Annotated in this window: 22 protein-coding genes; 10 read left to right on the top strand and 12 right to left on the bottom strand. The window is 47.8% G+C overall.

Annotation, left to right across the window (positions count from 1 at the left end; translation table 11 throughout):
* Nucleotides 1–32 precede the first annotated feature (32 nt).
* The 9 genes from ACL9RG_RS14235 to ACL9RG_RS14195 all read right to left on the bottom strand — a co-directional run bounded on the left by ACL9RG_RS14235 (nucleotide 33) and on the right by ACL9RG_RS14195 (nucleotide 9733).
* Entirely contained in the window at nucleotides 33–518 is a 486-nt protein-coding gene (locus ACL9RG_RS14235) for an Hcp family type VI secretion system effector (protein WP_422793282.1), read from the bottom strand.
* Complete coding sequence (locus tag ACL9RG_RS14230) at nucleotides 518–1015, bottom strand: hypothetical protein (RefSeq protein ID WP_422793281.1); 498 nt, start codon at nucleotides 1013–1015, stop codon at nucleotides 518–520. The genes ACL9RG_RS14235 and ACL9RG_RS14230 overlap by 1 nt, the downstream gene beginning before the upstream one ends.
* Nucleotides 1015–1374, bottom strand: coding sequence for a tlde1 domain-containing protein (locus ACL9RG_RS14225; protein WP_422793280.1), 360 nt, complete (start codon nucleotides 1372–1374; stop codon nucleotides 1015–1017). Before ACL9RG_RS14225 ends, ACL9RG_RS14230 begins: the two co-directional genes overlap by 1 nt.
* 249 nt (nucleotides 1375–1623) lie before the next feature.
* Complete coding sequence (gene kdpE / locus ACL9RG_RS14220) at nucleotides 1624–2313, bottom strand: two-component system response regulator KdpE (RefSeq protein ID WP_422793279.1); 690 nt, start codon at nucleotides 2311–2313, stop codon at nucleotides 1624–1626.
* A complete protein-coding gene (gene kdpD / locus ACL9RG_RS14215) occupies nucleotides 2310–5003 on the bottom strand; it encodes a two-component system sensor histidine kinase KdpD (protein ID WP_422793278.1) in 2694 nt (897 codons plus the stop codon). Before kdpD ends, kdpE begins: the two co-directional genes overlap by 4 nt.
* 192 nt (nucleotides 5004–5195) lie before the next feature.
* Complete coding sequence (gene kdpC / locus ACL9RG_RS14210) at nucleotides 5196–5771, bottom strand: potassium-transporting ATPase subunit KdpC (protein ID WP_422793419.1); 576 nt, start codon at nucleotides 5769–5771, stop codon at nucleotides 5196–5198.
* A 70-nt stretch (nucleotides 5772–5841) separates the two neighbouring features.
* Nucleotides 5842–7908: a potassium-transporting ATPase subunit KdpB gene (kdpB, locus tag ACL9RG_RS14205; RefSeq protein WP_422793277.1), complete on the bottom strand. Its 2067-nt coding sequence runs from the start codon at nucleotides 7906–7908 to the stop codon at nucleotides 5842–5844.
* 46 nt (nucleotides 7909–7954) lie between these two features.
* Entirely contained in the window at nucleotides 7955–9643 is a 1689-nt protein-coding gene (gene kdpA, locus ACL9RG_RS14200) for a potassium-transporting ATPase subunit KdpA (RefSeq protein ID WP_422793276.1), read from the bottom strand.
* Entirely contained in the window at nucleotides 9644–9733 is a 90-nt protein-coding gene (locus ACL9RG_RS14195) for a K(+)-transporting ATPase subunit F (protein WP_422793275.1), read from the bottom strand.
* Nucleotides 9734–10073: 340 nt separating this feature from the next.
* Here ACL9RG_RS14195 and ACL9RG_RS14190 point away from each other — a divergent pair, with 340 nt between their 5' ends.
* The 5 genes from ACL9RG_RS14190 to ACL9RG_RS14170 all read left to right on the top strand — a co-directional run bounded on the left by ACL9RG_RS14190 (nucleotide 10074) and on the right by ACL9RG_RS14170 (nucleotide 15527).
* Nucleotides 10074–10280: a YbfA family protein gene (locus ACL9RG_RS14190; protein WP_422793274.1), complete on the top strand. Its 207-nt coding sequence runs from the start codon at nucleotides 10074–10076 to the stop codon at nucleotides 10278–10280.
* 205 nt (nucleotides 10281–10485) lie between these two features.
* Nucleotides 10486–11439 (top strand): YbgA family protein, encoded by a 954-nt coding sequence (locus tag ACL9RG_RS14185; RefSeq protein WP_422793273.1) that lies wholly within the window; start codon nucleotides 10486–10488, stop codon nucleotides 11437–11439.
* A 50-nt stretch (nucleotides 11440–11489) separates the two neighbouring features.
* On the top strand, nucleotides 11490–12929 hold the full coding sequence (gene phrB, locus ACL9RG_RS14180; protein ID WP_422793272.1) for a deoxyribodipyrimidine photo-lyase: 1440 nt from the start codon (nucleotides 11490–11492) through the stop codon (nucleotides 12927–12929).
* A gap of 516 nt (nucleotides 12930–13445) precedes the next feature.
* Nucleotides 13446–14939 carry a UbiD family decarboxylase gene (locus ACL9RG_RS14175; protein ID WP_422793271.1) on the top strand — a complete coding sequence of 498 codons (1494 nt, stop codon included), beginning with the start codon at nucleotides 13446–13448 and terminating at the stop codon, nucleotides 14937–14939.
* A 147-nt stretch (nucleotides 14940–15086) separates the two neighbouring features.
* The gene (locus tag ACL9RG_RS14170) at nucleotides 15087–15527 is read left to right on the top strand and encodes a MarR family winged helix-turn-helix transcriptional regulator (RefSeq protein ID WP_422793270.1); all 441 of its coding nucleotides are present in this window, start codon (nucleotides 15087–15089) and stop codon (nucleotides 15525–15527) included.
* Between the two features lie 110 nt (nucleotides 15528–15637).
* Here ACL9RG_RS14170 and ACL9RG_RS14165 read toward each other — a convergent pair whose 3' ends face one another.
* Complete coding sequence (locus tag ACL9RG_RS14165; RefSeq protein WP_422793269.1) at nucleotides 15638–17467, bottom strand: tannase/feruloyl esterase family alpha/beta hydrolase; 1830 nt, start codon at nucleotides 17465–17467, stop codon at nucleotides 15638–15640.
* Between the two features lie 312 nt (nucleotides 17468–17779).
* On the opposite strand from ACL9RG_RS14165, the gene ACL9RG_RS14160 reads away from it, so the two are divergent.
* Complete coding sequence (locus ACL9RG_RS14160; RefSeq protein WP_422793268.1) at nucleotides 17780–18523, top strand: type 2 GTP cyclohydrolase I; 744 nt, start codon at nucleotides 17780–17782, stop codon at nucleotides 18521–18523.
* Here the strand turns inward: ACL9RG_RS14160 and ACL9RG_RS14155 are convergent.
* Nucleotides 18520–19965 (bottom strand): MFS transporter, encoded by a 1446-nt coding sequence (locus ACL9RG_RS14155; protein ID WP_422793267.1) that lies wholly within the window; start codon nucleotides 19963–19965, stop codon nucleotides 18520–18522. The two genes, ACL9RG_RS14160 and ACL9RG_RS14155, sit on opposite strands and share 4 nt — an antisense overlap.
* A 372-nt stretch (nucleotides 19966–20337) precedes the next feature.
* On the opposite strand from ACL9RG_RS14155, the gene pxpB reads away from it, so the two are divergent.
* The 4 genes from pxpB (at nucleotide 20338) to nei (ending at nucleotide 23540) form a co-directional block, all read left to right on the top strand.
* On the top strand, nucleotides 20338–20994 hold the full coding sequence (gene pxpB / locus ACL9RG_RS14150; protein ID WP_422793266.1) for a 5-oxoprolinase subunit PxpB: 657 nt from the start codon (nucleotides 20338–20340) through the stop codon (nucleotides 20992–20994).
* On the top strand, nucleotides 20988–21917 hold the full coding sequence (pxpC, locus tag ACL9RG_RS14145; protein ID WP_422793265.1) for a 5-oxoprolinase subunit PxpC: 930 nt from the start codon (nucleotides 20988–20990) through the stop codon (nucleotides 21915–21917). The genes pxpB and pxpC overlap by 7 nt, the downstream gene beginning before the upstream one ends.
* Nucleotides 21907–22644 (top strand): 5-oxoprolinase subunit PxpA, encoded by a 738-nt coding sequence (gene pxpA, locus ACL9RG_RS14140; protein ID WP_422793264.1) that lies wholly within the window; start codon nucleotides 21907–21909, stop codon nucleotides 22642–22644. Before pxpC ends, pxpA begins: the two co-directional genes overlap by 11 nt.
* A gap of 101 nt (nucleotides 22645–22745) precedes the next feature.
* The gene (gene nei, locus ACL9RG_RS14135) at nucleotides 22746–23540 is read left to right on the top strand and encodes an endonuclease VIII (protein ID WP_422793263.1); all 795 of its coding nucleotides are present in this window, start codon (nucleotides 22746–22748) and stop codon (nucleotides 23538–23540) included.
* A 121-nt stretch (nucleotides 23541–23661) separates the two neighbouring features.
* Here nei and ACL9RG_RS14130 read toward each other — a convergent pair whose 3' ends face one another.
* Nucleotides 23662–24948, bottom strand: a complete 1287-nt coding sequence (locus ACL9RG_RS14130; RefSeq protein WP_422793262.1) for a citrate synthase — start codon at nucleotides 24946–24948, stop codon at nucleotides 23662–23664.
* Nucleotides 24949–25673: the final 725 nt, after the last annotated feature.

The raw sequence follows: 25673 nt of genomic DNA, 5'->3' as shown, positions 1-25673 counted from the left end.
AGTCTGCTATGAATTATATCCAATTTAAGCGTTTAAGCGCGAGTCTTCCACTCGTCTGTGTACTTGATGTTACCGTCGAGATAATGCCAGGTTATTTTCTCGTATCTGATCTCAACAACCTCCATGTGATTAAATTTTTCCTTTTGCGGATTTTTTATATCTAACATTACAGGCATTAGATTAACTATTCTCGCATTTTCAAGTAGGGTATTAAAATATTCGACTTCCTGACCTGCATTACTGATTCGATAATATTTCAACTCTATTTGCTTCAAAATTTTCCCCGTTCCTAATGCTTTGTAGAGATAAGGTGATGAGGAATCGACTTCCTTTTCAATCAAAAATGGTAAGTGTTGCCTGTTAGCAGTAAGTTTGCCATTAGCATTATCTGTGGGGGTATGGATACTATGATGGAGGCCAAATACTTCCACGCTGTATTCACGCCCATGAATATCTACGCCACCTTTGATAAGGTTTCCACCATCATCTTGCATAAACATATAAACTGGAATAGCCACTAATTATCCTCCACAAATCCGTTTGATTGCCCGATGGTATTAACCATTATATCAATGCAGACTTTACTCTTGGACACTTTATAAAGTGCCTGAATAGAGTCAACGACGTACTTATTAAAATCTGGCTCAGTGATGCTATAGAAAGGTAGACTGCAAACATTTTCGGGGCTTAGTGGCAAGACCCCGGTCTGCAAAATAGCCAGCACACCAGAAGGATTGTGTGGGATGGCCGTTGCAGCAGCAGTCGCCAGAGATTCAGCAGAATCGGCATCACTAGCCGGTGCTAGCAGTGCGGCGACTTGTAACCAATCTTGTTCACCTTGACCAATTTTATTTATCACATATGACCATTGAGACTCGTCGCCTTTATATAAATCAGCAATAACTATTTTGGCACCACGTTCTTTTATTTGTTGAGTTAACTTCCCGGAAGTTATTGGCGTTGCGGCTAAGATTGGAAAAGTAAGGAATAAAAAAATAGAGATGAGAATTTTCATTATCTGACTACCAGAATAGTGTCACCACTATTGAGTATTTGTTGACGATTATTTACCCCGTCTATAATGATGCAACCTTCTGATGCTGTTTGTGAACCATCCCTTCTTCCTCCATGGATCCTGAACTGATCTCTCCCGTAAGTATTAGTTCCAAGAATAGGCTCAAGAATGATAGTGACTGGAGTGATCGTATCATGTGCTCCACTGATGCGGTAATGTCCTCTGGGAATTGGGCCTTGTCTACTTACTGACTCCATTTCGGGATTATTTACTCCCGAACCATGCCCACTATATCCTCGTTTAAAAAGTTGACCATTATGTTTTAACTCCCCCGTGCTTTGACTGTATTCCCATGTCATGGTATTCATCCTTTTTTATAACCCAAGTAGGCATTATAAAAATAAGGATATTTTAGGGTGAGTCAATTATAAGATTTTAAAATTGGAACGGGCAGCACTTAATACACTAATTTCAGATATTGGAAATCACGAAGCATGTTTTTCTGAAGGGGCATTAAATATAGTTGAAATGCTATAAACATTATCGTCGACCACACAATGTTAAGGGTGGTCAAACGTTGTATTTGTTATAACGAAACCCACTTTATCTTAAGGCATAAACCGATAACCCACGCCGGTTTCAGTCAGCAGGTGACGTGGCCGAGTGGCGTCGACTTCCATCTTTTGGCGTAAATGGCCCATGTAGATGCGCAGATAGTGGCTGTGTTCGACGTAGTTCGGGCCCCAGACTTGGCTGAGCAATTGACGTTGGGTGATCACTTTGCCGCTGTTAGCCAGCAGCGCGGCTAACAGGCGAAACTCAATCGGCGTAAGATGCAAATCTTCGCCGTTGCGTTTCACCTGACGGTTAATTAAATCAACACTGACATCGGAAAAGGTAATCAATGGGGTTTCTTGATTACTCGACGCATGTCGACGTAATGCGACGCGCACGCGTGCCATCAGTTCGCCAATACCAAACGGCTTGGTAAGAAAATCATCGGCACCGGCATCTAGAGCCGCAATTTTATCTTCTTCGCCGGTTCTGGCAGACAGCACAATAATCGGGATTGAGCTCCAATGGCGCAAATCCCGAATATAGTTCAGGCCGTCACCGTCTGGTAGACCAAGGTCAAGAATGATCAGGTCTGGCTTACGGGTGCCTGCTTCAATCAGCCCCCGCTGCAGCGTTTCACTCTCGAACACTTTGATGCCCTCGGCCTCAAGCGCCGTTCTCACAAAGCGCCTGATCTCTTTTTCATCTTCAACGATAAGAATATGGGGAGGGGAAGTGCTCACAGATCCTCGTCTTCTTTTTCAATAGCGGGTGGGTTCTCCAAAGGTAGCAGGAAGCAAAAGCGTGCGCCACCTTGAACCACATTCTCAGCCCAGATCTGTCCTTCGTGAACCTCAATAATTGCCCGACAAATGGCCAAACCTAAACCGACCCCCGGAATAGCCGACTCTTTATTGCCGCGAGAGAACTTATCGAAGATGGTTTTTTCCGCACCGTTGATAATTCCAGGACCGCTATCGGTCACATCTATTTCCAACCAATGTTCTTTTGCACGTGCGCGTAAAGTGATGGTGGCGCTGGCTCCCGCATATTTATGCGCATTCTCCAGCAAGTTGATTAACACGCGTTCAATTAAGCTGGCATCACAATTAACCAGCAGCATCTCTTCGGGCAAATCGACCACGATATTGTGCGTGCTGAGCAGGGCTTCCATCATGCGTAGTGCGCTACCGATGATCTCTTCCACCGATTGCCACTCTTTACGTAAGTTAAAACCGCCGGACTGAATACGCGCCATATCTAACAGGTTATTGACCAGTCGGGTGGTGCTTAATACCTGCTGACGAATTTGATTCGCCTGCATGCCATGTTTTGAGCCTTCGGCAGCAAGATCTAACGTCAAAATTTCTGCCTGTCCAAATAGCACGGTCAGCGGGGTGCGTAAATCGTGTGAGAGGGCAGAGAGTAGAGAGTTACGTAGCTGTTCGCGTTCGGCATCCAAACGGGCGCTTTCTGCGCTGCTGGCAAGATGTAAACGCTCAAGGGCGTTGGCGATCAGCACGGTGAAAGTCTGGATCAGCCGTTGCTGTTCTGGCACTAAGAGTTGGCGGAAATTAGTCGGTTCGACGGCCAATAAACCTAATGATTTTCCAGAGGCAACCAGCGGTAATAATTGATATAACACGCCGGGTAGCGTATCGGTACCGGCACCTGCCGGCATCTGCTTATCAAAACTCCAGCGAGCGATAGCATCGTCCACGGCAATGCTGGCGGCGTCTTCACCGGTCGCCTGAAGCAAACTGCCATCTTCTTGTGGCAACAGGATTGCCGTTTTGGCATTCAGGCTGGAAGAGATAAAGTGGCAGCTGGTTTGCGCCACGGCTTCCGGCGTAAGTGCTTTGCTCAATCCTTTCGACATTTCATACAGATGTTGCGCACGTTTTTCACGGTGACGGGCAATCCTCGCTTGATAACGAACGCCTGCGGTTAAATTACCAATCAAGATACCGACAATCAGCATCACGCCAAATGTCACCAGATATTGCGCATCGGTCACCGCCAGCGTGCCGCGCGGTTGGACGAAGAACAGATCAAAACTGGCAACGTTAATCACAGCCGCTAATGCTGAAGGCCAGCGGCCATAAAATAGCGCAACAATCACTACGCCGAGCAAGTAGACCATCACCAGGTTCGCTTGATCAAAACCTGGCAGCAGCCATTGGGAGAACAGGGTGATCAGTGCGCACAGCGCCACCGCAACGGCGCAGCCTTGCAGCTGGCGACGGAATTTTTCGGCAAAGGTGCGGGCATCGTGCTCTTTGCGCGTAGGGGTTTGCGGCGCATCTTCCAGACCGATAATCATTAAATCCAGGTCTGGTCCAATGCGTGCCAGCCTGTCGGCAAAGCTGCCGCCCGGCGTCCAGCGTTTCTCTTTACGGCGCCCCATCACTACTTTGCCGAGCCGATGCTCACGGGCATAGCGTAAAATTGCCTGATCTTCTTGTGGATCTGACAGCGTCGCGGTTTCTGCACCTAGCTCTTGTGCTAATTTCAGGGAGCGCAAAATAGCCCGACGCTGGCCTTCTGGCAGACGGTGCAGGCGTGGGGTTTCAACATAAACGGCGTGCCAGACGCAGCCTAATCGGGCGGCGATACGCGAGGCAACGCGTACTAGTTTTTCATTACCATTGCTGTGACCAATACACAGCAACAGCGCATCGCGGGTGTGCCAGACACGATGTACGCCTTGATGATCGCGATATTCGCGCATCTGATCGTCAACACGATCGGCGGTACGGCGCAAAGAGAGTTCGCGCAGGGCGATTAAATTACCTTTGCGGAAGAAATGCTCAATTGCCCGTTCTGCCTGACCTGGAATATAAACTTTGCCCTCTTTCAGGCGTTGGCGCAGCGAGTCAGGCGGTAAATCGACCAGCACCACTTCGGTCGCATCATCGAATAAGCGGTCTGGTACGGTTTCACGAATGATAATACCGGTAATGCCGCTAACAACGTCATTCAGACTTTCTAAGTGCTGTACGTTGACGGTAGTGAAAACGTCGATTCCTGCATCGAGCAGCTCGTCGATATCTTGCCAACGTTTCGGATGGCGTGAGCCCGCCGCGTTGCTGTGTGCCAGTTCATCCATCAAGATGAGGGCAGGGCGGCGCGCTAAGGCGGCATCAAGGTCAAATTCATACACTAAACGGCCACGATGGTTAATGCGTTTTGGTGCGAGTAAAGTCAGCCCCGGTAATAACGCTTCGGTTTCTTGGCGTTTGTGCGTTTCTACTACGCCGACTAACACATCCAAACCAGTGGCGCGCAAGCGCTGCGCTTCTTGCAACATGGCGTAAGTTTTTCCGACGCCAGCGCACGCCCCGAAAAAGACTTTCAATTGTCCGCGCGGTTTTTCATTGGCTATTGCCAACAAACTGTCAGGGTCGGGCCTTTGCGCTTCTTCTTCCATCATTGCATCCTCAAAACAGTCGCATTCTCAAAACAATCGAATTCTCAAACTCGGGGAGGGCAAAGCCAAAAACGGGCGCAACATGCTGCACCTCTAAGCAATGAATGCAGGTTCATTGTCAAAGATGCATCATGCTGCGTCCGAATCTATCTGCTTACTAGGCAGAAGTCTTTAAGAGCAAAAATAGCGCTCGTATTATTTGGCGGATAGCTTATCCAATGCGTGGTTCAACTCCAACACGTTGACGACAGCTGGCCCTGCGAAACCGATAATCGGTGATGAGGTGTTTTCATCAATCAACTTGTTCACCTGATCCACCGACAAGCCGCGTGCGGTGGCGACGCGCGGTGTCTGCCATTTTGCCGCATCCACGGAAATTTGTGGATCCAAGCCGCTGCCTGATGCGGTGACCAACTCAACCGGCACCTGTGGGCTGCTTTGTGGATCGGCAGCACGCAGGGCGGCTACGCGGTCAGCGACAATTTTATCCAGCGCTGGGTTGCTGGCTGCCAGGTTGCTACCGCCTGATGACAACGGATTATAAGGTGAATCCGATGTGGCTGACAGACGTCCCCAGAAGTAGTTGTTATGGGTAAAGTTCTGGCCAATTAGTGACGAGCCAATCACTTTGTCTCCGTCAGTAATCAACGATCCCGCCGCCTGATGGCTGAACAAGGCAGCAGAGATACCGGTGGTGACTGACGGATAAATGACGCCTGTTACCAGTGTTAATACGATAGTCAGAACTATCGCTGGGCGAACATAGCTGATACGTGTTGCAGATTCATTAGGTGCTGCAGACCCTGTTTGTGTTGCAGACATAGTCATCGTCCTCAGTAAATCAGCTTAAATGTAAAACGGTCAGGATCATATCGATCAGCTTGATACCCACGAAAGGTACTAGCAAACCACCTACGCCATAAATCCACAGGTTGCGACGCAACAGCGAGGCGGCGCTCATTGGCTTATAGCTCACGCCGCGCAGTGCCAGCGGGATGAGGAACACAATCACCAAGGCATTGAAAATAACCGCCGACATAATCGCCGATGAAGGTGAATGCAGACCCATAACGTTCAGCGAGTTCAGTTGCGGATAGGTTGTCGCAAAGGCCGCTGGAATAATCGCAAAGTACTTAGCAACGTCGTTCGCGATACTGAAGGTGGTCAGCGAGCCACGCGTCATCAACATCTGTTTACCGATGTGGACGACTTCAATCAGTTTGGTCGGGTTGGAATCCAAATCGACCATGTTACCCGCTTCTTTCGCGGCCTGAGTACCAGAGTTCATGGCTACTGCAACGTCAGCCTGCGCCAGGGCAGGGGCGTCGTTAGTGCCATCGCCGGTCATCGCGACCAATCGACCTTCAGATTGATATTGACGAATCAGAGCCAGTTTCGCTTCCGGTGTCGCTTCTGACAGGAAATCATCCACGCCAGCTTCGGCGGCAATCGCCGCGGCGGTCAACCGGTTGTCACCGGTGATCATCACGGTTTTGATACCCATTTTGCGCAGTTCAGAGAAACGCTCTTTGATCCCGCCTTTAACGATATCTTTCAGCTCAACCACGCCCAATACGCGTGCACCTTCGGCCACTACCAACGGGGTTCCGCCTTTGCGCGCTACACCTTCTACCAGACCTTCAACTGCCGCTGGGAAGGTACCATTGTTAGATTCAACATGGCGGCGAATCGCGTCTACTGCTCCTTTACGGATGCTACGTTCGCCAATGTTCACGCCGCTCATGCGGGTTTGTGCAGAGAAAGGCACAAAGGTGGCATTCAGCGAGTGGATATCGCGTTCGCGCAGGTTAAACAGTTGTTTTGCCAGTACGACAATACTGCGACCTTCAGGGGTTTCATCCGCTAGCGACGAAAGTTGTGCCGCATCAGCCAGCTCTTGCTCTGTCACTTGTGGCGCAGGCAGGAACTGTGAAGCCTGACGGTTACCCAGTGTAATGGTCCCGGTTTTATCCAGTAGCAAAACATCGACGTCACCGGCCGCTTCAACGGCACGACCGCTGGTGGCAATGACGTTAGCTTCCAACATGCGGCTCATCCCGGCTACACCGATAGCTGACAACAGCCCACCGATAGTTGTTGGGATCAAGCAGACCAGCAGGGCGACCAGCGCAGTAACAGTTACGGTCATCCCCGCGTGGCTTGCTTCTACGCTAAAGAGTGAAAATGGATACAGTGTTGCCGTCGCCAGGACGAACACTAGGGTCAGCGCGACTAACAAAATGGTCAACGCTACTTCGTTTGGTGTTTTACGACGCTTAGCACCTTCAACCATGGCGATCATGCGATCTAGGAAGGTATCACCTGGGTTTGCAGAACACTGCACAACCAGCCAGTCTGACAGTACGCGAGTCCCCCCGGTGACAGAAGAGAAGTCACCGCCAGATTCACGAATCACCGGTGCAGATTCACCCGTGATCGCGCTTTCATCTACTGATGCGCCGCCGACTAATACTTCACCGTCACAAGGCACGGTATCACCGGCTTCGATCAGCACCATGTCACCTTTACGTAAGCTGTCAGCAGCCACTTTGATGACCGGTGAATCTGGACGGGCTTCGTAAATTTTCTTCGCCCAGCTGGTTTTCTGTACGCCTTTCAAACTTTGTGCCTGGGCCTTGCTGCGCCCTTCTGCCAAGGCTTCAGCAAAGTTGGCAAACAGCACGGTAAACCACAGCCACAGCGACACACTGCCGGTAAAAGCGGCGCTGCCGTCGTTTTGTTTGAAAAGAATAGCCAGCCAGATAAAGGTGGTGAGTAGACTGCCTAAATACACCACAAACATTACTGGGTTACGCCACTGGACGCGCGGATCCAGTTTTTTCACCGAGTCGAGCAGGGCGGTGCGTATTAATTGTGGTTCAAACAGCGCACGTTGCTTGCGAGTCATGTTCTTAATCTCTCTGTTCATCATCAGTTCAACGGATTACGCAGCGTTATTTTGCTGACCACACCTGTAAATGTTCTGCTACCGGGCCGAGGGCCAGAGCAGGAACGAATGTCAGTGCGCCGACCAGCAGTACCGTACCTACTAGCAGGCCGATAAACAGCGGGCCAGATGTTGGTAAGGTGCCGCTGCTGGCTTTCTGGCGTTTTTTCGCTACCAGTGAACCTGCGATTGCCAATACCGGAATAATGACCCCGAAGCGGCCGAAGAACATACATACTGCCAACAGTACGTTGTAGAACGGTGTATTGACGCTTAAGCCACCGAAGGCGCTACCATTGTTGTTTGCCGCAGAAGAGACGGCATACAACACTTCACTAAAGCCGTGAGCGCCAGGGTTTGCGATACCTGCTTTACCTGCATCGGTCACTAGTGCTAAGGCCGTACCCAACAGAACCAGCGTTGGTGTGACTAAGATCGCCAGAGCGGTCATTTTCATGTCGTAAACGTCGATCTTTTTACCGAGATACTCAGGCGTACGACCAATCATCAAACCGGCGATAAATACAGTCAGCAGAACGAACAGCAGCATGCCGTACAAACCAGAACCTACGCCGCCGAATACCACTTCACCGATTTGCATCAGCCACATTGGAACTAAGCCGCCTAGTGCGGTGAACGAGTCATGCATGGCGTTAACTGCGCCGCAAGATGCAGCTGTTGTCACAACGGCATACATACTTGAGGCCAGAATGCCGAAGCGGCTCTCTTTACCTTCCATATTGATATTGCTGTTAGCGCCAAGCTGAGTGAAGTGCGGGTTGCCTTGCAACTCGGCATACATCACCACGACAACTGACACCACGAAGATCAGCGACATTGCCCATACCAGCGCGTTACCTTGACGGTTATCACCGACCACGCGACCAAAAGCGAAGCACAGTGCACATGGGATCAAGAAGATCGCCAGCATCTGTACCATATTGGTCATCGCCGTTGGGTTCTCAAACGGGTGCGCGGAGTTAGCACCGAAGAAGCCGCCGCCGTTAGTGCCCAATAATTTTATTGATTCCTGTGAAGCAACTGGACCCATTGGTAAGGTTTGTTGCAAGCCTTCGAGAGTGGTGGCGTGTTGATAAGCGTCAAAGTTTTGGATAACGCCTTGGCTGGCGAAATATAAACCGAGCAGTAATGACAACGGCACCAGCAGGTACAGTGTGATACGCAGTAAATCTGTCCACGCATTACCGATAGTGCGGCCAGAAGGGCGAGCAAATGCACGAATTAGCGCAAAAGCAACGGCGATCCCGGTAGATGCTGACAAGAAGTTTTGCACAGTCAAACCGACCATCTGGCTCAGGTAGCTCAGTGAGTTTTCGCCACTGTAGGCCTGCCAGTCGGTATTACTGACAAAGCTGACTGCGGTATTGAATGACAAATCCCACGAAAGTCCGGCGAAATGTTGTGGGTTCATTGGTAGAGAGCCCTGCGCCATCAACATCACCATCAAAATAATGATGCCCAAAATATTGAACACCATGATAGCTAGCGCATATTGCCACCAGTTCATTTCACTTTCGGAGCTGCCTGCTGTGCGTAGTATCCCGTTTTCAAAACGTAATAAAATCCCAGAAGGCTGCCCTTCAATCAGTTGCGCAATAAAATTGCCCAACGGCTTGGAGAGCAGCAATAAAACCAGCATAAAGCTGGCAATGAGTAGAAAGCCTGAAGCCGCCATTTAAAACTCCTCCGCATTAAGCAGGGCATAGACTAAATAGCCCAGTAATAACAGAACCAGTAATGCACCGCCGATCACCCCAAGACTCACATTCCACCTCCACAGGTGTTTTTTTATGTTGTGCAAAGTATAGGAATGGATAGGGAAAGATCCTGAATAAATGCGGGGGAAGGGTGTAAAAAAAGTATAAAAATGGTTGGTTTATCAGCGGCATTTTTAACGCTGAAATGTTTTTTTGTTAACTTGCTTGTAACTTAATTACATGTGCGGGGATAAGTTTGTGCTTTTTTTACATTTTAAGTGGTCAGATGAGTAGTAAAATTACACAACTTAAGATAATATTTTGTACAAATAACCAACCGATTAATTTCCCCAGTCAGCATGTCGCGCTTTAGTGGACTGCCAGACTGGCCTCTTTAGGAGAAATGCTATGTCTGATGATCTTCACTATTCTGTATTACGTATCACACTGCGTCGTAGTTTTGTGATCCTTGCCGGCCTGTTGGCGCTGCCAGTGATGTTGTTACGTCAGGATCGCGCGCGTTTTTATAGTTATTTACACCGCATTTGGGCCAAAACAAGCGATAAGCCGGTATGGTTAACGCAAGCTGAACTGTCAGGACAATCGTTCTACTAATAATAAAACGGCTTGTTCTGCCGTTTCTTGATGTTCTGTAATGAATTTAAAAACCCCTGGTTGAGAAGCCGGGGGTTTTTTTATTGGTATAAATTCTGGAAACTGTACAAGATTGAGTTATTGTATAAGTTAATCGATGCATAAATGATATTTAAACTATGCTTGCTCGTTAACTTCATACCCGATTCTTTACAGGGAGCCGTCCATGAGTGAATCCATCCCAATCGGTATCAGTGCTTGTCTGCTGGGAGATAATGTCCGCTTTGATGGTGGTCATAAGCGCTTTGCTTTCGCAGTGGAACAATTAGCCCCTTATGTTAGTTTTGAGCCTATCTGCCCCGAAATGGCCGTTGGCCTGTCAACCCCGCGCCCAGCTTTACGACTGGTGAAACAGGGTGAACGGGTCGATATACGTTTCAGTAATGATCCAGATATTGATCTAACTTCCGCCATGCAAGATTACGCGGTAAAGCGGGTGCAATCCCTTGATCATCTTTGCGGCTATATTGTGTGTGCTAAGTCACCGAGCTGCGGAATGGAGCGAGTTCGGGTGTACAGCGCTAATGGTAAAGATGCGCAAAAAATAGGCGTCGGTATTTTTACCGCTGAATTGATGAAGCAATATCCATGGCTACCCGTCGAAGAGGATGGCCGCTTAAACGATCCTGTGTTGCGTGAGAATTTCGTTGAGCGTGTTTTTGCGCTGTATGAACTCAATATGCTGCGTAAAAGTGGATTAAGCCGCGGCAAGTTGATCGCATTTCATAGTCGTTACAAATTGTCGTTACTCTCCCATTCCCAGCCGCTTTATCGTGAATTAGGTCGTTTTGTTGCAGGAATAGATAAGTGGCCATCGCTCGATAGCTATTTTATTGAATATCGTCGTCAACTGATGACGTTGATGAGTCATAAAGCGACGAGACGTAATCACACCAACGTTCTGATGCACGTTCAGGGCTATTTCCGCCCACAGTTGAATTCCTTGCAGCGTCAGGAATTAACCCAGCTTATTGATCGCTATCGCCAAGGTGTGCAGCCCTTATTGGCTCCGGTGACGTTATTAAAACATTACCTGTCAGAATATCCCGATGATTACCTTGCGCAGCAGCGTTATTTCGAGCCATATCCTGAGGCGCTGTGCTTGCGTTACGGATATTGAACCTCACAGATAGCTCACATTTAATGAACGAACAAACAAGGGAGTGTGGCATGTCCACCCATTTAGTCTGGTTTCGCAACGATTTACGGCTTACCGATAACCGCGCATTACATGCCGCCTGTGAAGACCCCAATGCGCGGGTGATTGCCGTATTTATTGCCACGCCGGAGCAGTGGAAAAAACACGCCATGGCACCACGTCAGGCGGCGTTTATTTATCAACATTTGCAGGCGTTGCAGCAAGGTTTGGCACAGCGTGGTATTGCGCTGTATTACCATCAATGTGACGACTTTGATGCTAGCGTGAGTTGGCTACAGGCTTTTTGCGAGCAGCAATCAGTCGATGACATTTTTTATAATAATCAATATGAAATTAATGAAATTGCACGTGACAAGGCCTTCGATAAAGCAGTAAGTGCTTCAGTTATTTGCCACCGTTTTGACGACAGTTTATTACTGCCTCCTGGCTCAGTTACCACCGGCGAAGGCAGCATGTATAAAGTGTATACGCCGTTTCGTCGGGCGTTTTTACAACGTTTGACTGAGACGGATAGCCGTTCTTTACCCGCACCTGAATCGCGTCAATCGTCGCAGGATATTTCTCTGTGTGCGTTAGCCCCTTTTGATTATCCCCAGCAAACGATTGATCCGGCTTTCCCTGTTGGTGAAGAGGCTGCTCGTCAGCGCCTGCGTAGTTTTTGTCGTGAACAAGCGGAGGATTATTTGCTGCAGCGTGATTTACCGGCAGTTGATGGCACCAGTTCTTTATCGCCTTATCTGGCTATTGGCGTTCTCTCGCCACGTCAGTGTTTTAATCGCCTGCGTACGGAACATCCTCAGGTGTTGGAACGTCCCGATAGTGGTGCGTTTGGCTGGTTAAACGAGCTGGTGTGGCGAGAGTTCTATCGTCACCTGTTGGTCGCCTGGCCTGATTTATGTAAACACCAACCTTTTGTTGCCTGGACCGATGGCGTTCGTTGGCGTGATGCGCCCGATGAATTGCTCGCCTGGCAGCAGGGGCAAACCGGCTACCCGATTGTCGATGCCGCGATGCGCCAGCTTAATAGTACCGGTTGGATGCATAACCGCCTGCGGATGATCGTCGCCAGTTTTTTGGTGAAGGATTTATTGATCGATTGGCGTTTAGGGGAGCGTTATTTTATGTCGCAATTACTTGATGGTGACTTGGCGGCAAATAACGGCGGTTGGCAGTGGGGCGCGTCAACCGGTACCGATGCGGCACCTTATTTCCGTATTTTTAATCCGACCACGCAGGGCGAGCGTTTTGATAAACAAGGACGCTTTATCAAACATTGGTTGCCCGAATTGGCGGAGGTGCCGGATAAAGATATTCATCAGCCGCATCGTTGGGCTGATAAGCAGCGTCGCGTGCTACACTACCCCGCACCTATTATCGATCACGCTATTGCACGTAAAGAAACGTTAGCGGCTTTTGAAGCAGCAAAAAACCGTGCACAGTCAGATGGATGAAACTGAGTTAAAACATTAACAGAGCAAAGTAGTGTGCTAAAAGTGACGCTGCTGCAAATAGATAGGGATATTGCGCTAAACGAAAATATCGATTTGGCCTTAGCTAATAATTAGAGCAGGCAGCAGGTCTTTGTGGTTGCCTGTAGTAATACCTTAGATTGTGGCGTAGCTATTTTACTGATTTTAGGTGCTTAGCGTAAGTTTCGGTCCAACTGAATTTCAGAGCTTATCATTAGCTCTTCAAGATATCGTCTTTCTATAACTCTCTCTATTTATTCGGTATTTTACGATATTGTTGATGGTTTTTATTTTGATTAATAATATGTGTGCGCATGCATATTTGTGTGTCTATAATGTCTCTACGCATTGTATTAGCACTAGGCTTTATGAAGGTATCAGTTTCCCTGAATTCTTTTTAGAACTGGAGTTTGGTGCCAATCAAATATGTTGAGCCCGAGCTTAGGCACGGTTCAGGGCTGGGCGCTAAATTCAATACTCACCGAAAGGAGCAATATAATGAACTTACTAGAAAGTGCGCTGGATCTGAGAACATTTCTAAATGAGTTACGCCACCGCCAAGATTTGGTCGACGTAAATACTGAAGTTGATGCCAATCTAGAAATAGCGGCTATAGTCCGCCGTGTATATGAAGAACGACTTTCAGCACCACTGTTTAAAAATATTAAAGGGGCGTTGCCTGGCGCGTGTGTGCTGGGTGCACCAGCAGGTATGCTCAATAATAAAAAATATGCATATAGTCGACTCGCACTGCACTTTGGTTTAAGACCGGAAACAACACCGAAAGAGATTCTTAGTGTTATTCGTTTAGCAATGAAAAAGGAACCACTTGATGCTTGCAAAGTTAGATCGGGGCCTGTGAAGGAAAATATTTGGAAAGAAAATGATATTGATTTAACTCGTTTTCCCGTTCCTTTGTTGCATGAAAAAGATGGGGGGCGCTATATCGGAACCTATGGTTTCCACATTGTTAGATCTCCTGATGGGAAGTGGGATAGTTGGAGTATCGGACGTATGATGATGGTGGATCATAACAAACTGACTGGTCCTGCAATATCGACCCAGCATATTGGTATGATCCGCGATATGTGGCGTAAAGAGGGCAAAGCAACCCCTTGGGCATTCGTATTAGGTGCTCCTCCAGCAGCGGTTGCGGTAGCAGGCATGCCATTGCCAGCATATATTAGCGAACCGGGTTACGTAGGAGCTTTATTGGGAACTCCCATAGATGTCGTAAAGGCAGAAACCTGTGATTTGTGGGTACCAGCCAATGCAGAAATTGTTATTGAAGGTGAAATAAGTCTTGATGAAACAGCATTGGAAGGCCCTATGGGGGAGTACCATGGTTATCAGCATACTGAAGGTAAATATCTCCCGATGTTCCATGTAAAGGCTATTACATTTCGTAATAACCCGATATTGCCGATTTGTGTTGCCGGATTACCACCAGAAGAAAACCACACTATCTGGGGAACAATGATTTCGGCACAAATTCTCGAGGATATGCAAGAAGCGGGTATGCCTGTAGATATGGCTTGGTGCTCTTATGAGGCAGCAACATGCTGGACAGTACTTTCTGTTGATACTGAGAAACTGGCGTTACTTAATACCGATGCACGTAGTTTTGCCGATCATATTGCTGAAATTTACTACAGTACCCATGCAGGTTATCTTGTGCCCAAGTTGCTTCTGATCGGTAATGATATTGATATCACGAATATAGATGAGGTTGTATGGGCACTAGCAACGCGGGCGCATCCGCAGCATGATTTTATCGCTTACCCGAATATACCGGGCTTCCCGATGGTTCCTTATCTTGACGCAGAAAATCTTTCTGCCGGAAAGGGCGGTAATATGATTATTAATTGCCTATTTCCTGAACAGTTCCGTAATGAAATGCGAGCTGGAACTGCTTCGTTTAAACATTCCTATCCGCCAGAACTGCAAGAAAAAGTGCTGCGAAAATGGCGCGAATATGGCTTTTCTGAGTAAATAATAAATAATCATACCTCTGTCTGCCATACTCTGGCAGACGGTGGAGTAGCACAATCGTGACGACAGTGGATAACATCTCGATATATCAATAAAATTTTGGGACTGAAATATAGTATTTTTCCTGCATAAACGACGGCTTACATAATGTTAAAAGATAAAAAACTTGAGCTGCCAACAGGTGGTATTTACCTTATGACCAATATTGTCAGGCATAGGGAACGGTGTTTGGACAATAAACTTACTCTCATTGGATTGACGCTGCCTGAATGGCGGGTACTGCGCATTATCCATAGTTTTAATGATGCTATTCCGATGAGCGTTCTAATTGAACATTCACAGACAGATCGAACGGCCCTGGGCCGGACGGTTGAGCGGTTAGTCGCACGTGGATGGGTTGAAAAGCTACCACATGCAAATGACAAACGAGCGTTCCTAGTGAAACGCCTGGATGCCATGGAAGACACGTTTAAAAAGGCTTATGACCTAGTAGCAGAATATGATAATAACCTGCTTGTTAACCTGACTGACGAAGAGCATGCTGTTTTTATCAATACCCTTATTCAGATAGAAAAATTAACTACTTGAGTAGGGATTATTTGTCTTCTTGCTTCCCCATTTGCATACACCCAACTCTCTCGTAAAGAGAACCGGTAATGGCTGTTCCCAGGCGTGATATGTCGGGGAACAGCCATTACTTACCAAGTCGCATCTTTAACACATTCAAATTTGCGTTGGCTTCGCTCTCCCCCTTGTATCATTTTCAGATGTTGAGGGTAGAGGCACCACGAGCGGCTTGATGTTTCGCCGGGCTGAAGTGGCATGGTCAGACTCTCAGGTGCAACACCTTTCTCGACCCATTTTTCTAGTGCAGGGATCAGAGCATAATTGATGCCAAAGCCATCATTGGAATTGCCTCCCGGAGTCGGCGGATTCAATCCTGCGGCACCAGTACGACCATGCCCTAGGCCAGGAGCGAGATAGAACCGATAAAATCGTCGTGTTTGCTCAAGACCACCAGAAGAAGAAAGAATTCGTTCATAGTAATTAATTGAGCCTCCAACTGGGATCTGATTATCAGCTAGACCGTGCCAATGGATAATTTTCCCTCCTAATGCAGAAAATTCCCGTAAATCAGCGCTGTCAGTACCATTCATCGAGCCAAATTGCTGCAGTGAGCGAATAAATATGCTGGCATATGAATACTCCCCTGAGTAAGGGAGTTTTTTCCAGCCATCTCGTGAGGGATTTTTCTCATTTACGAATGTGTTATCCGCCAATGACGGATCTTGCGTCACGATAGACAGCCAATGGGCCCCAATTGTGAAAGGAGTTATACCTGCTGGCCCAACACCATAACTGACCGGAGAGTTGAATAATATTGCGCCACGGTTGTAACCGTACCAGAGGTGGCCAAGTGAAAGTGATTTTTCCACGCCATTATTCTTTGCTGGATCAATATAGTTACCATCCATTGTGGGACCAAACCATATTTTATTGACCGCGAGAGCTTCTTTCTGGCTTAAGCAGGATTTAGTCGTATTAGTGATACTTTCGCATAAAATATCTTTATCTTTTAATGGATTGTAATTACATCCGTGTATATCACTGAGATAGCCTTCGTGTTGTCCTGTGAGCGTTGTATCACAGGCCCTGATAGCTCGCTGTGTTACAAGATCCAGTTTATCTGCTTCGATTGGATGCCCTAGCTCTTGTTGCATGACAATCTGTGGCCACATAATACCAGTAGCAAAACTTGGCCAATTAATAGCAGGATAAGCACTAATAATACCGTTATAATCTGCTGGATAACGCTGAGCTAGCATCAATCCCTCTCTGCCACCTGTAGATCCTCCGTTCCAGTAGGAAAACTTCGGTTTTTTACCATAAAAATCTTGGGCAGCCTGCTTTGCTGCTAATGTCATTCCATGTAGTCCACGGTAAGCCCAATCTTGTAGCAAGGGCCAGTTGACTGAGCCGTCGGTTCGTAAGCCGAAGCTACCATTAGAGCCATCTTTAAATGCATGGCCAGCATCATAGGCTGCGCTGACATAGCCATCCTTTGCGGCCCGCAATGCTGAACTGCCAAATTCGCTCACGATATCAGCAGCTTTGACTTCTATTCCTCCGGCAAATCCATCCTGTCCAACGCCTATATAGCGTTGATTCCATTCATCGGGCACTGGGAGCCATATTTCCACGCCAATACCAGTCGATGTTGATGGCATGTTTTTATCGCCCGGTGCACCCGGCCCTAATATGATCTTTAGTAAACAAAGATCTGATTTAATTTCTTGATTTTTTAGTAATTCCCCCGTGTTTCTGTCCCTGATTTTTAGAGGCATTTTGCTGTTTTTGGGTACAAAGTATGCATGGCTGGAGATAACGGGATATTGGTTTCCAATATCAGGTCCTTCATAGGACAGGCATTTTTCTCGAAAATCTTGCTCTGCGGCTGTTGCAACAATAGGGGAAGTTAGGCAGCAAAATAGTAAGCCTGTGATGTAAATTAACTTATTATATTTCAATTAATTATCCTCGATTTTATCTTTCGTCAAGTAAACTGAAGTGAATAATTCAAGACCGGAAAATATTGTTTTTACAGCTCAACGAATTAACCCTCCATGTAATGTCATATCATTACATTAAAGACATAAATGCATGTGCATGCAAATTTTAAGTGAAAAAAGAGGTGTTTTTATTCTTGTGATTACTCTTTATTCGGTATTGAGCTTGCAGAAGGAGGTGTCATTGACTCTGTTGCAAATAGCCAGAGATGATAAGCTTGCATTCTAAAAATTAAGAACCCCTCTAAATTTGGCATTAATGTGAGAATCATAATGAACAACATCCAACTCGAAACCTTGATAAACCAATGTCTGGATGTCAACGCTTTCCACGATTACGCCCCGAATGGTTTGCAGGTTGAAGGTCGCGCACAAGTACAACGTATTGTGACTGGTGTGACCGCCAGCCAGGCATTATTGGATGCCGCAGTTGAGCAGCAGGCCGATGCCATTGTGGTTCATCACGGTTACTTCTGGAAAAACGAACCGGCGGTGGTACGCGGGATGAAACGCAATCGCCTGAAAACCTTGCTGCTTAATGACATCAATCTATATGGCTACCATTTACCGTTGGATGCTCATCCGCAGTTGGGGAATAACGCGCAATTGGCGACGTTATTCGGTATTCAGGTTCAGGGGGAAGTGATGCCGCTGGTGCCTTATGGCGAGCTGGCTGAGTCTGTCGCACCCGACGCTTTTGCCGCATTAATTGAAGCACGTTTAGGGCGCAAAGTACTACATAGCGCGCAAGGCGGTCCGGCTGAAATCCGTCGTGTAGCCTGGTGTTCTGGCGGTGGGCAGGGTTTTATTCAGCAAGCGGCGGATTTTGGCGTGGATGCGTTTATCAGTGGTGAAGTGTCCGAACAAACTATTCATATTGCCCGTGAGATGGGGCTGCACTTCTTCGCTGCCGGGCATCATGCCACCGAGCGCTACGGTGTGAAAGCGCTCGGCGAATGGCTGGCCGCCGAGCACGGTTTTGATGTTACTTTTATTGATATCGATAATCCTGCTTAAGCAGAATTGCGTTTTTCCTCTGCCGCAGGAATATCTTCCTGCGGCATTCTCTCTTCCATCAAGGTGAAGGCTTTCTGTAACCCGGTATCGACTAACGGGTCTGCGCCTTGCACGCTGAAATCTAACTCCGCATCTTCCTGTTCCGGCTGCACCACAGATTCATCGTTAGCACTTTCTGGAGCTGGCATGGTGTCTTGAATTAATTGCTCATCAAACGTTGGATTTAACGCCGGGGAGAGCGGAGAACTGCTCAAACTGTCTGGCATCACAATGTGTGGTAACGGTGCATCGTCGGCCATGACCGTCGCTTGCTCTTTCGCCGCAGTACGGCTCAACGCCACAATACCTACGCCGCAAAGTGCAAAGAAGGCATAGAGGATATTCCCGCCCAGCGGCTCCATTAATGCGCCGACGGCTAACGGGCCAATACAGGCTCCGACGCCGAATGCCATTAAAAGGCAGGCAGAAAGCGAAACTCGACGTTCTGGCTCGATCATATCGTTCGCCAGCGCCACGACCAGCGGATAGAGCGTAAATTGCGTCATGCTGACCACAAAGCCGAGTCCTAATACTAATGGAAAGGCGCTATGTGTCAGCAATGCCAGCGGCAGCGCGGTAATCGTTAATAGCAACGCATTGATGCGCATGAGTTTGTTACGGTTATAGCGATCCGATAGCCAACTTAGCGGGAATTGCGCCACCAGACCGGCAAAGATCGCCAGCGCCATAAACAGACCGGTTTGCTGAGTGGTGAAGGCCTGTTGACTAGAATAGATAGGTGCCATGCCATAAAAAGAGCCGACGACCATACCAATCACCAGTGTAATGGCTAACACTTTAGGAATGGCGTTGATGAAGTATTTCAACTCCATCGGCGCTGGAGACATATGGCCGACTTTTGTACGCGTGGTGAGTGCAATCGGGACCAGGCAGAGGGAAAAACATAACGCGATAATCAGCAGCGTACTCATACCTAAACCATCTTGCAGGATCAGTACCACTTGTCCTAATGACATGCCCAGATAGGTGGCTGCCATGTAAAAGCCGAATACCAGGCCACGCTGTTTGGTCTCCGATTGATCGTTGAGCCAGCTTTCCAGCACCATGTATTGGCACATCATGCACAGCCCGATAATCATACGTAAAACGACCCAAACAGGGATCATCTCAGTCAGGCCGTGGCCCAGTACTGCCGCGGTAATAATGCCGGAGCAGGAAACATAAGCGCGAATATGACCCACTCGTGCAATCAGAAAATGGCCAACCTTACCACCGATCACCAGCCCAATATAGTTGGCGGCGATAATCGCACCAATGGTGGCGCCGGTAACGTGGATCGCACTTAAACGCAAAGAAACATAGGTCGTTAACAGGCCAGAACCCAGCAGCATTAAGAGTGTGGTGGTGTAAAGAGGAAAAAAAACGCCCAAGGTTTTCTTCACAAAATTTCCTTAAATATCCGACAAATTAACAGCATAGGTGACTTCCATTCCTTAGTGCTTGCGGCGTAAAAACAGGCAAGTTTTATTTATAGTAGCAGTTGATATCTATCGGGGGAATTTTAGCAAAGCGCTAGAAAGTGGGACTAAGGGCGTGGATGTGTTGACATGAAGCTAGGCTTTCACGCATAACTAATCATCATATACCCGTCATACTTGACGTTGTTTCTGCGCTGGCTGCGGTAACTTACTCGAATCACTTGACCGTAGTAAGCTCATCGGGATGTGCCTGTTGCCGCTTTGATGCAACGCCAATTATTTGGGGGATAAATGAAACGACTTTACGGTGAGTTTTCCCGCCCTCAGGAGGGTTGAGTGCAACGAGCACGATGTTATTTATTAGGTGAAAGTGCTGTAGTTTTAGAGCTTGAGCCACCCGTATCTTTATCTAGTCAGCAACGTATTTGGGGATTAGCGCAACGCTTGGCAGATTTCCCGGATATCAGTGAAGTTATTCCTGGCATGAATAACCTGACCATTCTTTTCACCGATGCTCAGAAAACGGCCGTTGATGCGATTGAACGCTTACAGCGCTGGTGGGAGGAAAGCCAGGCATTTGAGCCGGAGTCTCGTGAGATTACAATACCGGTGGTTTACGGGGGGCAAGGCGGCCCAGATCTTGAGTTTGTCGCACAACACACCGGTATGACGCCACGCCAGGTTGTTGAATGTCACTCGGGAGCCACTTATGTGGTGTATTTCCTCGGTTTTCAGCCAGGATTCCCCTATCTTGGCGGCATGCCTGATATTTTAGCGACGCCAAGACATTCTGAACCGCGTCTTTCTGTGCCTGCTGGTTCTGTCGGTATTGGCGGCAGCCAAACGGGGATTTATCCGTTGATTACCCCCGGCGGCTGGCAGTTGATCGGCCACACCACCACACCGATGTTTGACCCGAAACAACGCTTGCCAACGCTGCTACGTCCTGGCGATACGCTGCGCTTTATTCCTCAGAAGGAGGGCGTATGTTGAAAGTTTTACGCGCAGGGATGTTCACGTTGATTCAAGATCTTGGTCGACGTGGTTATCGTCAGCTTGGGGTGAGCGCGAGCGGTGCGCTTGATGCACCGGCACTCAGCATTGCGAATTTATTAGTGGGTAATGATGAAAATGCCGCTGGGCTGGAGATTACGCTCGGTCAGTTTAGTTGCGAATTCACGCAACCGGGCTGGATTGCATTAACAGGGGCAGGTTGTCATGCAGAACTAGACGGGAAAGTGCTGTGGACCGGCTGGCGTTACTCGGTTCGGGCTGGGCAAACGCTGAAAATGAAGATGCCAATGCGTGGTATGCGTAGCTATCTTGCCGTATCAGGTGGTATCGATGTGCCTTTGGTCTTGAATTCTCGTAGTACCGATATGAAAGCCGGTTTTGGTGGTTTCCTCGGGCGGCAGATTAAAGACGGCGATGAGTTACCTATTGGTGAACCGCGTAACATGCCAAAGAAAACGGCAGGTGTGAAGCAACTGCTGTTTGGTAACCGCATCCGCGCATTAGCAGGTCCAGAATATCAAGAGTTCAGTCTAGCGGCTCGTGAGGCATTTTGGCGCACAGCCTGGCAGCTAAGTCCACAAAGTAATCGCATGGGTTACCGACTGCATGGTCATGTATTAGAGCGTGAAACGCCGCGAGAGATGTTATCGCATGGCTTAGTTCCCGGCGTGGTTCAGGTGCCGCATAACGGCCAACCCATTGTGCTGATGGCTGATGCGCAGACGACAGGTGGCTATCCGAAGATAGCCTGCGTTATCGAAGCCGATCTCTATAATCTGGCGCAGATTCGTCTTGGTGAACCGGTGCATTTTGTGAAATGTACGGTTGAAGAAGCACAGTTGGCGCTTATAGAGCAAAAACGCGCTATCGAACAAATTAAGTGGGGATTGCATGATAGTTGATCTGAATGCCGATTTAGGCGAAGGCTGTGGCAATGACCGCGAGTTACTGCAATTAGTTAGTTCTGCCAATATTGCCTGTGGTTTTCATGCGGGAGACGCACAAACCATGCGCCAATCTGTACGTTGGGCGTTGGAGTTCGGCGTGGCGATTGGCGCACACCCTAGTTTCCCCGATCGGGAAAATTTCGGTCGCACAGCAATGCAATTGCCAGCAGAAACCATCTATGCACAAGTGGTATATCAACTTGGTGCACTGACTGCTATTACTCATGCCGAAGGTGGAAAAATGGTGCATGTCAAGCCTCATGGCATGCTCTATAACCAAGCTGCGGTTGAACCTGAGTTGGCTGATGCCATTGCTCGTGCGGTGAAAGCGGTTGATCCTTCGTTACGTTTGGTCGGATTAGCTGGAAGTGAGTTAATTCGTGCTGGTGAGCGATTGGGGCTGACAACCCGGCAAGAAGTGTTTGCCGACAGACGCTATCAAAGCAATGGCAATCTGGTATCACGTAGTCAGCCTGATGCGTTGATTGAAACAGACCAGCAGGCGCTAGATCAGACGCTGAGCATGATATTGCAAAAGCAAGTGATCAGCCGTGATGGTATTGCGGTTCCAGTACAGGCAGATACCGTTTGCTTACATGGTGATGGTGAACATGCTTTAGCCTTCGCCCGCAGTTTACGGGCTACCTTCGCTGAGAAAGGCATCAACGTTCAAGCTAGCTAAGCATGACGAAAATAGGGGAATATCGGGTTTTAGAACGGTATTTCTCTATTTTTATTTTTAATATAGGGAAGGGTTATCATTAACTAAAGGGAGCTAGACTTATGCCTGAAGGCCCTGAGATTCGCCGTGCTGCGGATTTATTAGAACAAGCGGTATTGAACAAACCTTTAACTGATGTCTGGTTTGCCTTTGCGCATTTAGTCCCTTATCAATCCACTCTGATAGGCCATCGTGTTACCGCGATTGAAACGCGTGGCAAGGCGCTGTTAACTCACTTCTCCAATGGCTTGACGCTATACACGCATAATCAATTGTATGGCGTATGGCGCGTACAACATCAAGGCGAGAGTCTGGAAGATACTAAGCGTTCGCTACGAGTTAAGCTAGCAACGACAGACAGTGCAATTCTGCTCTACAGCGCATCTGATATTGAAATCTGGCCCACACAAGAAATAAGCCAGCATCCGTTCTTGCAGCGCATTGGGCCTGATGTGCTTGATAGCAGTTTGCAGATTGAGCAGGTGAAGGCGCGTCTACTTTCTGAGGGGTTTTGCCGCCGCCAATTAGGCGCAATGTTACTCGACCAAGGGTTTCTCGCTGGATTGGGTAATTATCTGCGGGCGGAAATACTTTGGCAGGCACGATTATTACCTCATCATAAGCCGCAAAACCTCGATGAGACCCAGCTTGATGCGTTATCCGACGCCTGTTTAAGCATTGCTCGTCTTTCGTATGCTACGCGTGGCCAGGTTGATGAGAACTATCATCATGGCGCGCTATTTCGCTTTAAGGTTTTTGCTCGTGAAGGGAAAAATTGTGAGCGGTGTGGGCAAGTAGTCGTGAAAACGATGCAGTCATCCCGGCCATTTTTTTATTGTCCCGGCTGTCAAATCTAACTTTAGCTCTATTTCTTTTAACAAAGCTTTTAGCCGTAAAGTTATGTTTTTAACAGCAAGATTCATCTCCTAAATGCAGAAAAGCACCCGAAGGTGCTTTTCTAAGAAAACGATAAATTTCTTATCTTTTCTTAACGTCAGATTTGAAATCACGTTTGTCATAGCCAGTGTAAAGCTGGCGTGGACGAGCGATTTTGATGCCGTCTTGGTGCATTTCGTTCCAGTGAGCAATCCAGCCAATGGTACGTGCCATCGCAAAGATAACAGTGAACATGGAAGACGGAATACCCATTGCTTTCAGGATGATACCTGAATAGAAATCAACGTTAGGGTAGAGTTTACGTTCAATGAAGTACGGGTCGTTCAGCGCAATGTGTTCAAGCTCCATCGCCACTTCCAACAGGTCGTCTTTCATATTCAATTCTTCGAGCACTTCATGACAGGTTTCGCGCATCACGGTGGCGCGTGGGTCGTAGTTTTTGTAAACACGGTGACCAAAGCCCATGAGGCGGAACGAGTCATTTTTATCTTTAGCACGACGAATAAACTCAGGGATGTGCTCAACAGTATTAATCTCTTCGAGCATTTTCAGGCAGGCTTCGTTTGCGCCACCGTGAGCAGGTCCCCACAGTGAGGCGATCCCTGCCGCGATACAGGCAAATGGATTCGCGCCCGAAGAGCCCGCAGTACGCACGGTTGAAGTTGAGGCATTTTGTTCGTGGTCAGCGTGCAGGATCAGAATACGGTCCATAGCTTTTTCCAGCACTGGATTTACTTTGTATTCTTCACAAGGAGTCGCGAACATCATATGCAGGAAGTTACCCGCATAAGAGAGATTATTCTGCGGATAAACAAAAGGTTGGCCGATAGAATATTTGTAACACATTGCTGCAACGGTCGGCATTTTAGACAGCAGGCGATAAGCTGCAATCTCGCGGTGACGTTCGTTCTCAACATCGATTGAATCGTGATAGAACGCTGCAAGTGCACCCGTTACGCCGCACAGTACTGCCATTGGATGCGAGTCACGACGGAAACCGTGGAACAGACGAGTAATCTGTTCATGGATCATGCTGTGGCGGGTAACGGTAGTTTTGAACTCTTCGTATTGTTCCTGGGTTGGCGCTTCACCGTAGAGCAACAGATAGCTGACTTCCAGATAGTTCGAGTTTTGAGCTAGCTGATCGATAGGGAAACCGCGGTGCAGTAATATGCCTTCGTCGCCATCAATGTAAGTAATTTTGGATTCGCAGGATGCGGTAGAAGTAAAGCCAGGATCGAAGGTGAACAAGCCTTTTGATCCAAGAGCTCGCACATCGATAACATCTGGGCCTTGGGTGCCAGATAGCACGGCGAGTTCAATTGCATCGTGATCTTGTAGGGTAAGTGTCGCTTTCTTATCAGCCATTTTACAGTCTCCTTAGCGCCTCATTTAAAAATCTTTAACTACGGAAATCTCGCACGCGACTTTTAGTAAACCGTCGTTATTAATTGTGTCGGTGTGAACTCGTGCTATCGATTAAAAAAGATGCGAAGAGCCAAACCAAATGCTGTCTATAAGGCAACATCTCGACGGATAAGCGGTGTTTCACCGTGATTAAAGATCCGATAGACCATTATATTTTGTTGCTTATTTACCTGCTGTAAAACCATCTACTTACGATAAACTATAGCCCGCTAGAACTATGAGGATATGCACGGCAGTTACTTTTGCATAACTTACGCCAGCAGGGAAGTGCTCACATAGAACTATATGTGCGTTCAGCAAGACGACGATGTTCGTTCTGCGAAACCGAAACGGCATGTGCGTTCAGTAGAGATGATTATACGCCAGTATGAGTGTCATATTTGTAATTGAAATGTTGTTCAAATGTCAAACCACATAATTTATTTTGTTTTTAATGTCAGAAATGCGAGCTAAATCACTGTTTCGCAGAAATGTGATCAAAGCGTTTGTAGGACAATTGTAAAAGGAATGTGATCACCCTATAATTCGTGCAGGTCTCCGGAACACCCTGAAGTAGGAGCACCCAGCGTTAGCTTATAACGCGCCTTAAGCACAGTGGATGTGGTGTTTGAGAGCGTGACCTATAGGGCCTTACCTATAACGCTGTCTGATCCCCGCCCAGGCCG

The sequence above is a fragment of the Rouxiella sp. Mn2063 genome, assembly GCF_049319665.1.
Taxonomy (GTDB): Bacteria; Pseudomonadota; Gammaproteobacteria; order Enterobacterales; family Enterobacteriaceae; genus JBMOUD01.
The sequence above is the reverse complement of the archived record's forward strand: the minus strand, read 5'-3'. Positions and strand labels throughout refer to the sequence as shown.

What these genes read in the sequence shown, in the direction of transcription:
- ACL9RG_RS14230 (WP_422793281.1), bottom strand. Translation starts at nt 1,015, where the DNA reads ATGAAAATTCTCATCTCTATTTTTTTATTCCTTACTTTTCCAATCTTA.
- pxpA (WP_422793264.1), top strand. Translation starts at nt 21,907, where the DNA reads ATGATAGTTGATCTGAATGCCGATTTAGGCGAAGGCTGTGGCAATGAC.
- ACL9RG_RS14130 (WP_422793262.1), bottom strand. Translation starts at nt 24,948, where the DNA reads ATGGCTGATAAGAAAGCGACACTTACCCTACAAGATCACGATGCAATT.
- kdpA (WP_422793276.1), bottom strand. Translation starts at nt 9,643, where the DNA reads ATGGCGGCTTCAGGCTTTCTACTCATTGCCAGCTTTATGCTGGTTTTA.
- ACL9RG_RS14170 (WP_422793270.1), top strand. Translation starts at nt 15,087, where the DNA reads ATGTTAAAAGATAAAAAACTTGAGCTGCCAACAGGTGGTATTTACCTT.
- nei (WP_422793263.1), top strand. Translation starts at nt 22,746, where the DNA reads ATGCCTGAAGGCCCTGAGATTCGCCGTGCTGCGGATTTATTAGAACAA.
- ACL9RG_RS14160 (WP_422793268.1), top strand. Translation starts at nt 17,780, where the DNA reads ATGAACAACATCCAACTCGAAACCTTGATAAACCAATGTCTGGATGTC.
- phrB (WP_422793272.1), top strand. Translation starts at nt 11,490, where the DNA reads ATGTCCACCCATTTAGTCTGGTTTCGCAACGATTTACGGCTTACCGAT.
- ACL9RG_RS14175 (WP_422793271.1), top strand. Translation starts at nt 13,446, where the DNA reads ATGAACTTACTAGAAAGTGCGCTGGATCTGAGAACATTTCTAAATGAG.
- ACL9RG_RS14225 (WP_422793280.1), bottom strand. Translation starts at nt 1,374, where the DNA reads ATGACATGGGAATACAGTCAAAGCACGGGGGAGTTAAAACATAATGGT.
- kdpB (WP_422793277.1), bottom strand. Translation starts at nt 7,908, where the DNA reads ATGACTCGCAAGCAACGTGCGCTGTTTGAACCACAATTAATACGCACC.
- pxpC (WP_422793265.1), top strand. Translation starts at nt 20,988, where the DNA reads ATGTTGAAAGTTTTACGCGCAGGGATGTTCACGTTGATTCAAGATCTT.
- ACL9RG_RS14190 (WP_422793274.1), top strand. Translation starts at nt 10,074, where the DNA reads ATGTCTGATGATCTTCACTATTCTGTATTACGTATCACACTGCGTCGT.
- kdpD (WP_422793278.1), bottom strand. Translation starts at nt 5,003, where the DNA reads ATGATGGAAGAAGAAGCGCAAAGGCCCGACCCTGACAGTTTGTTGGCA.
- ACL9RG_RS14185 (WP_422793273.1), top strand. Translation starts at nt 10,486, where the DNA reads ATGAGTGAATCCATCCCAATCGGTATCAGTGCTTGTCTGCTGGGAGAT.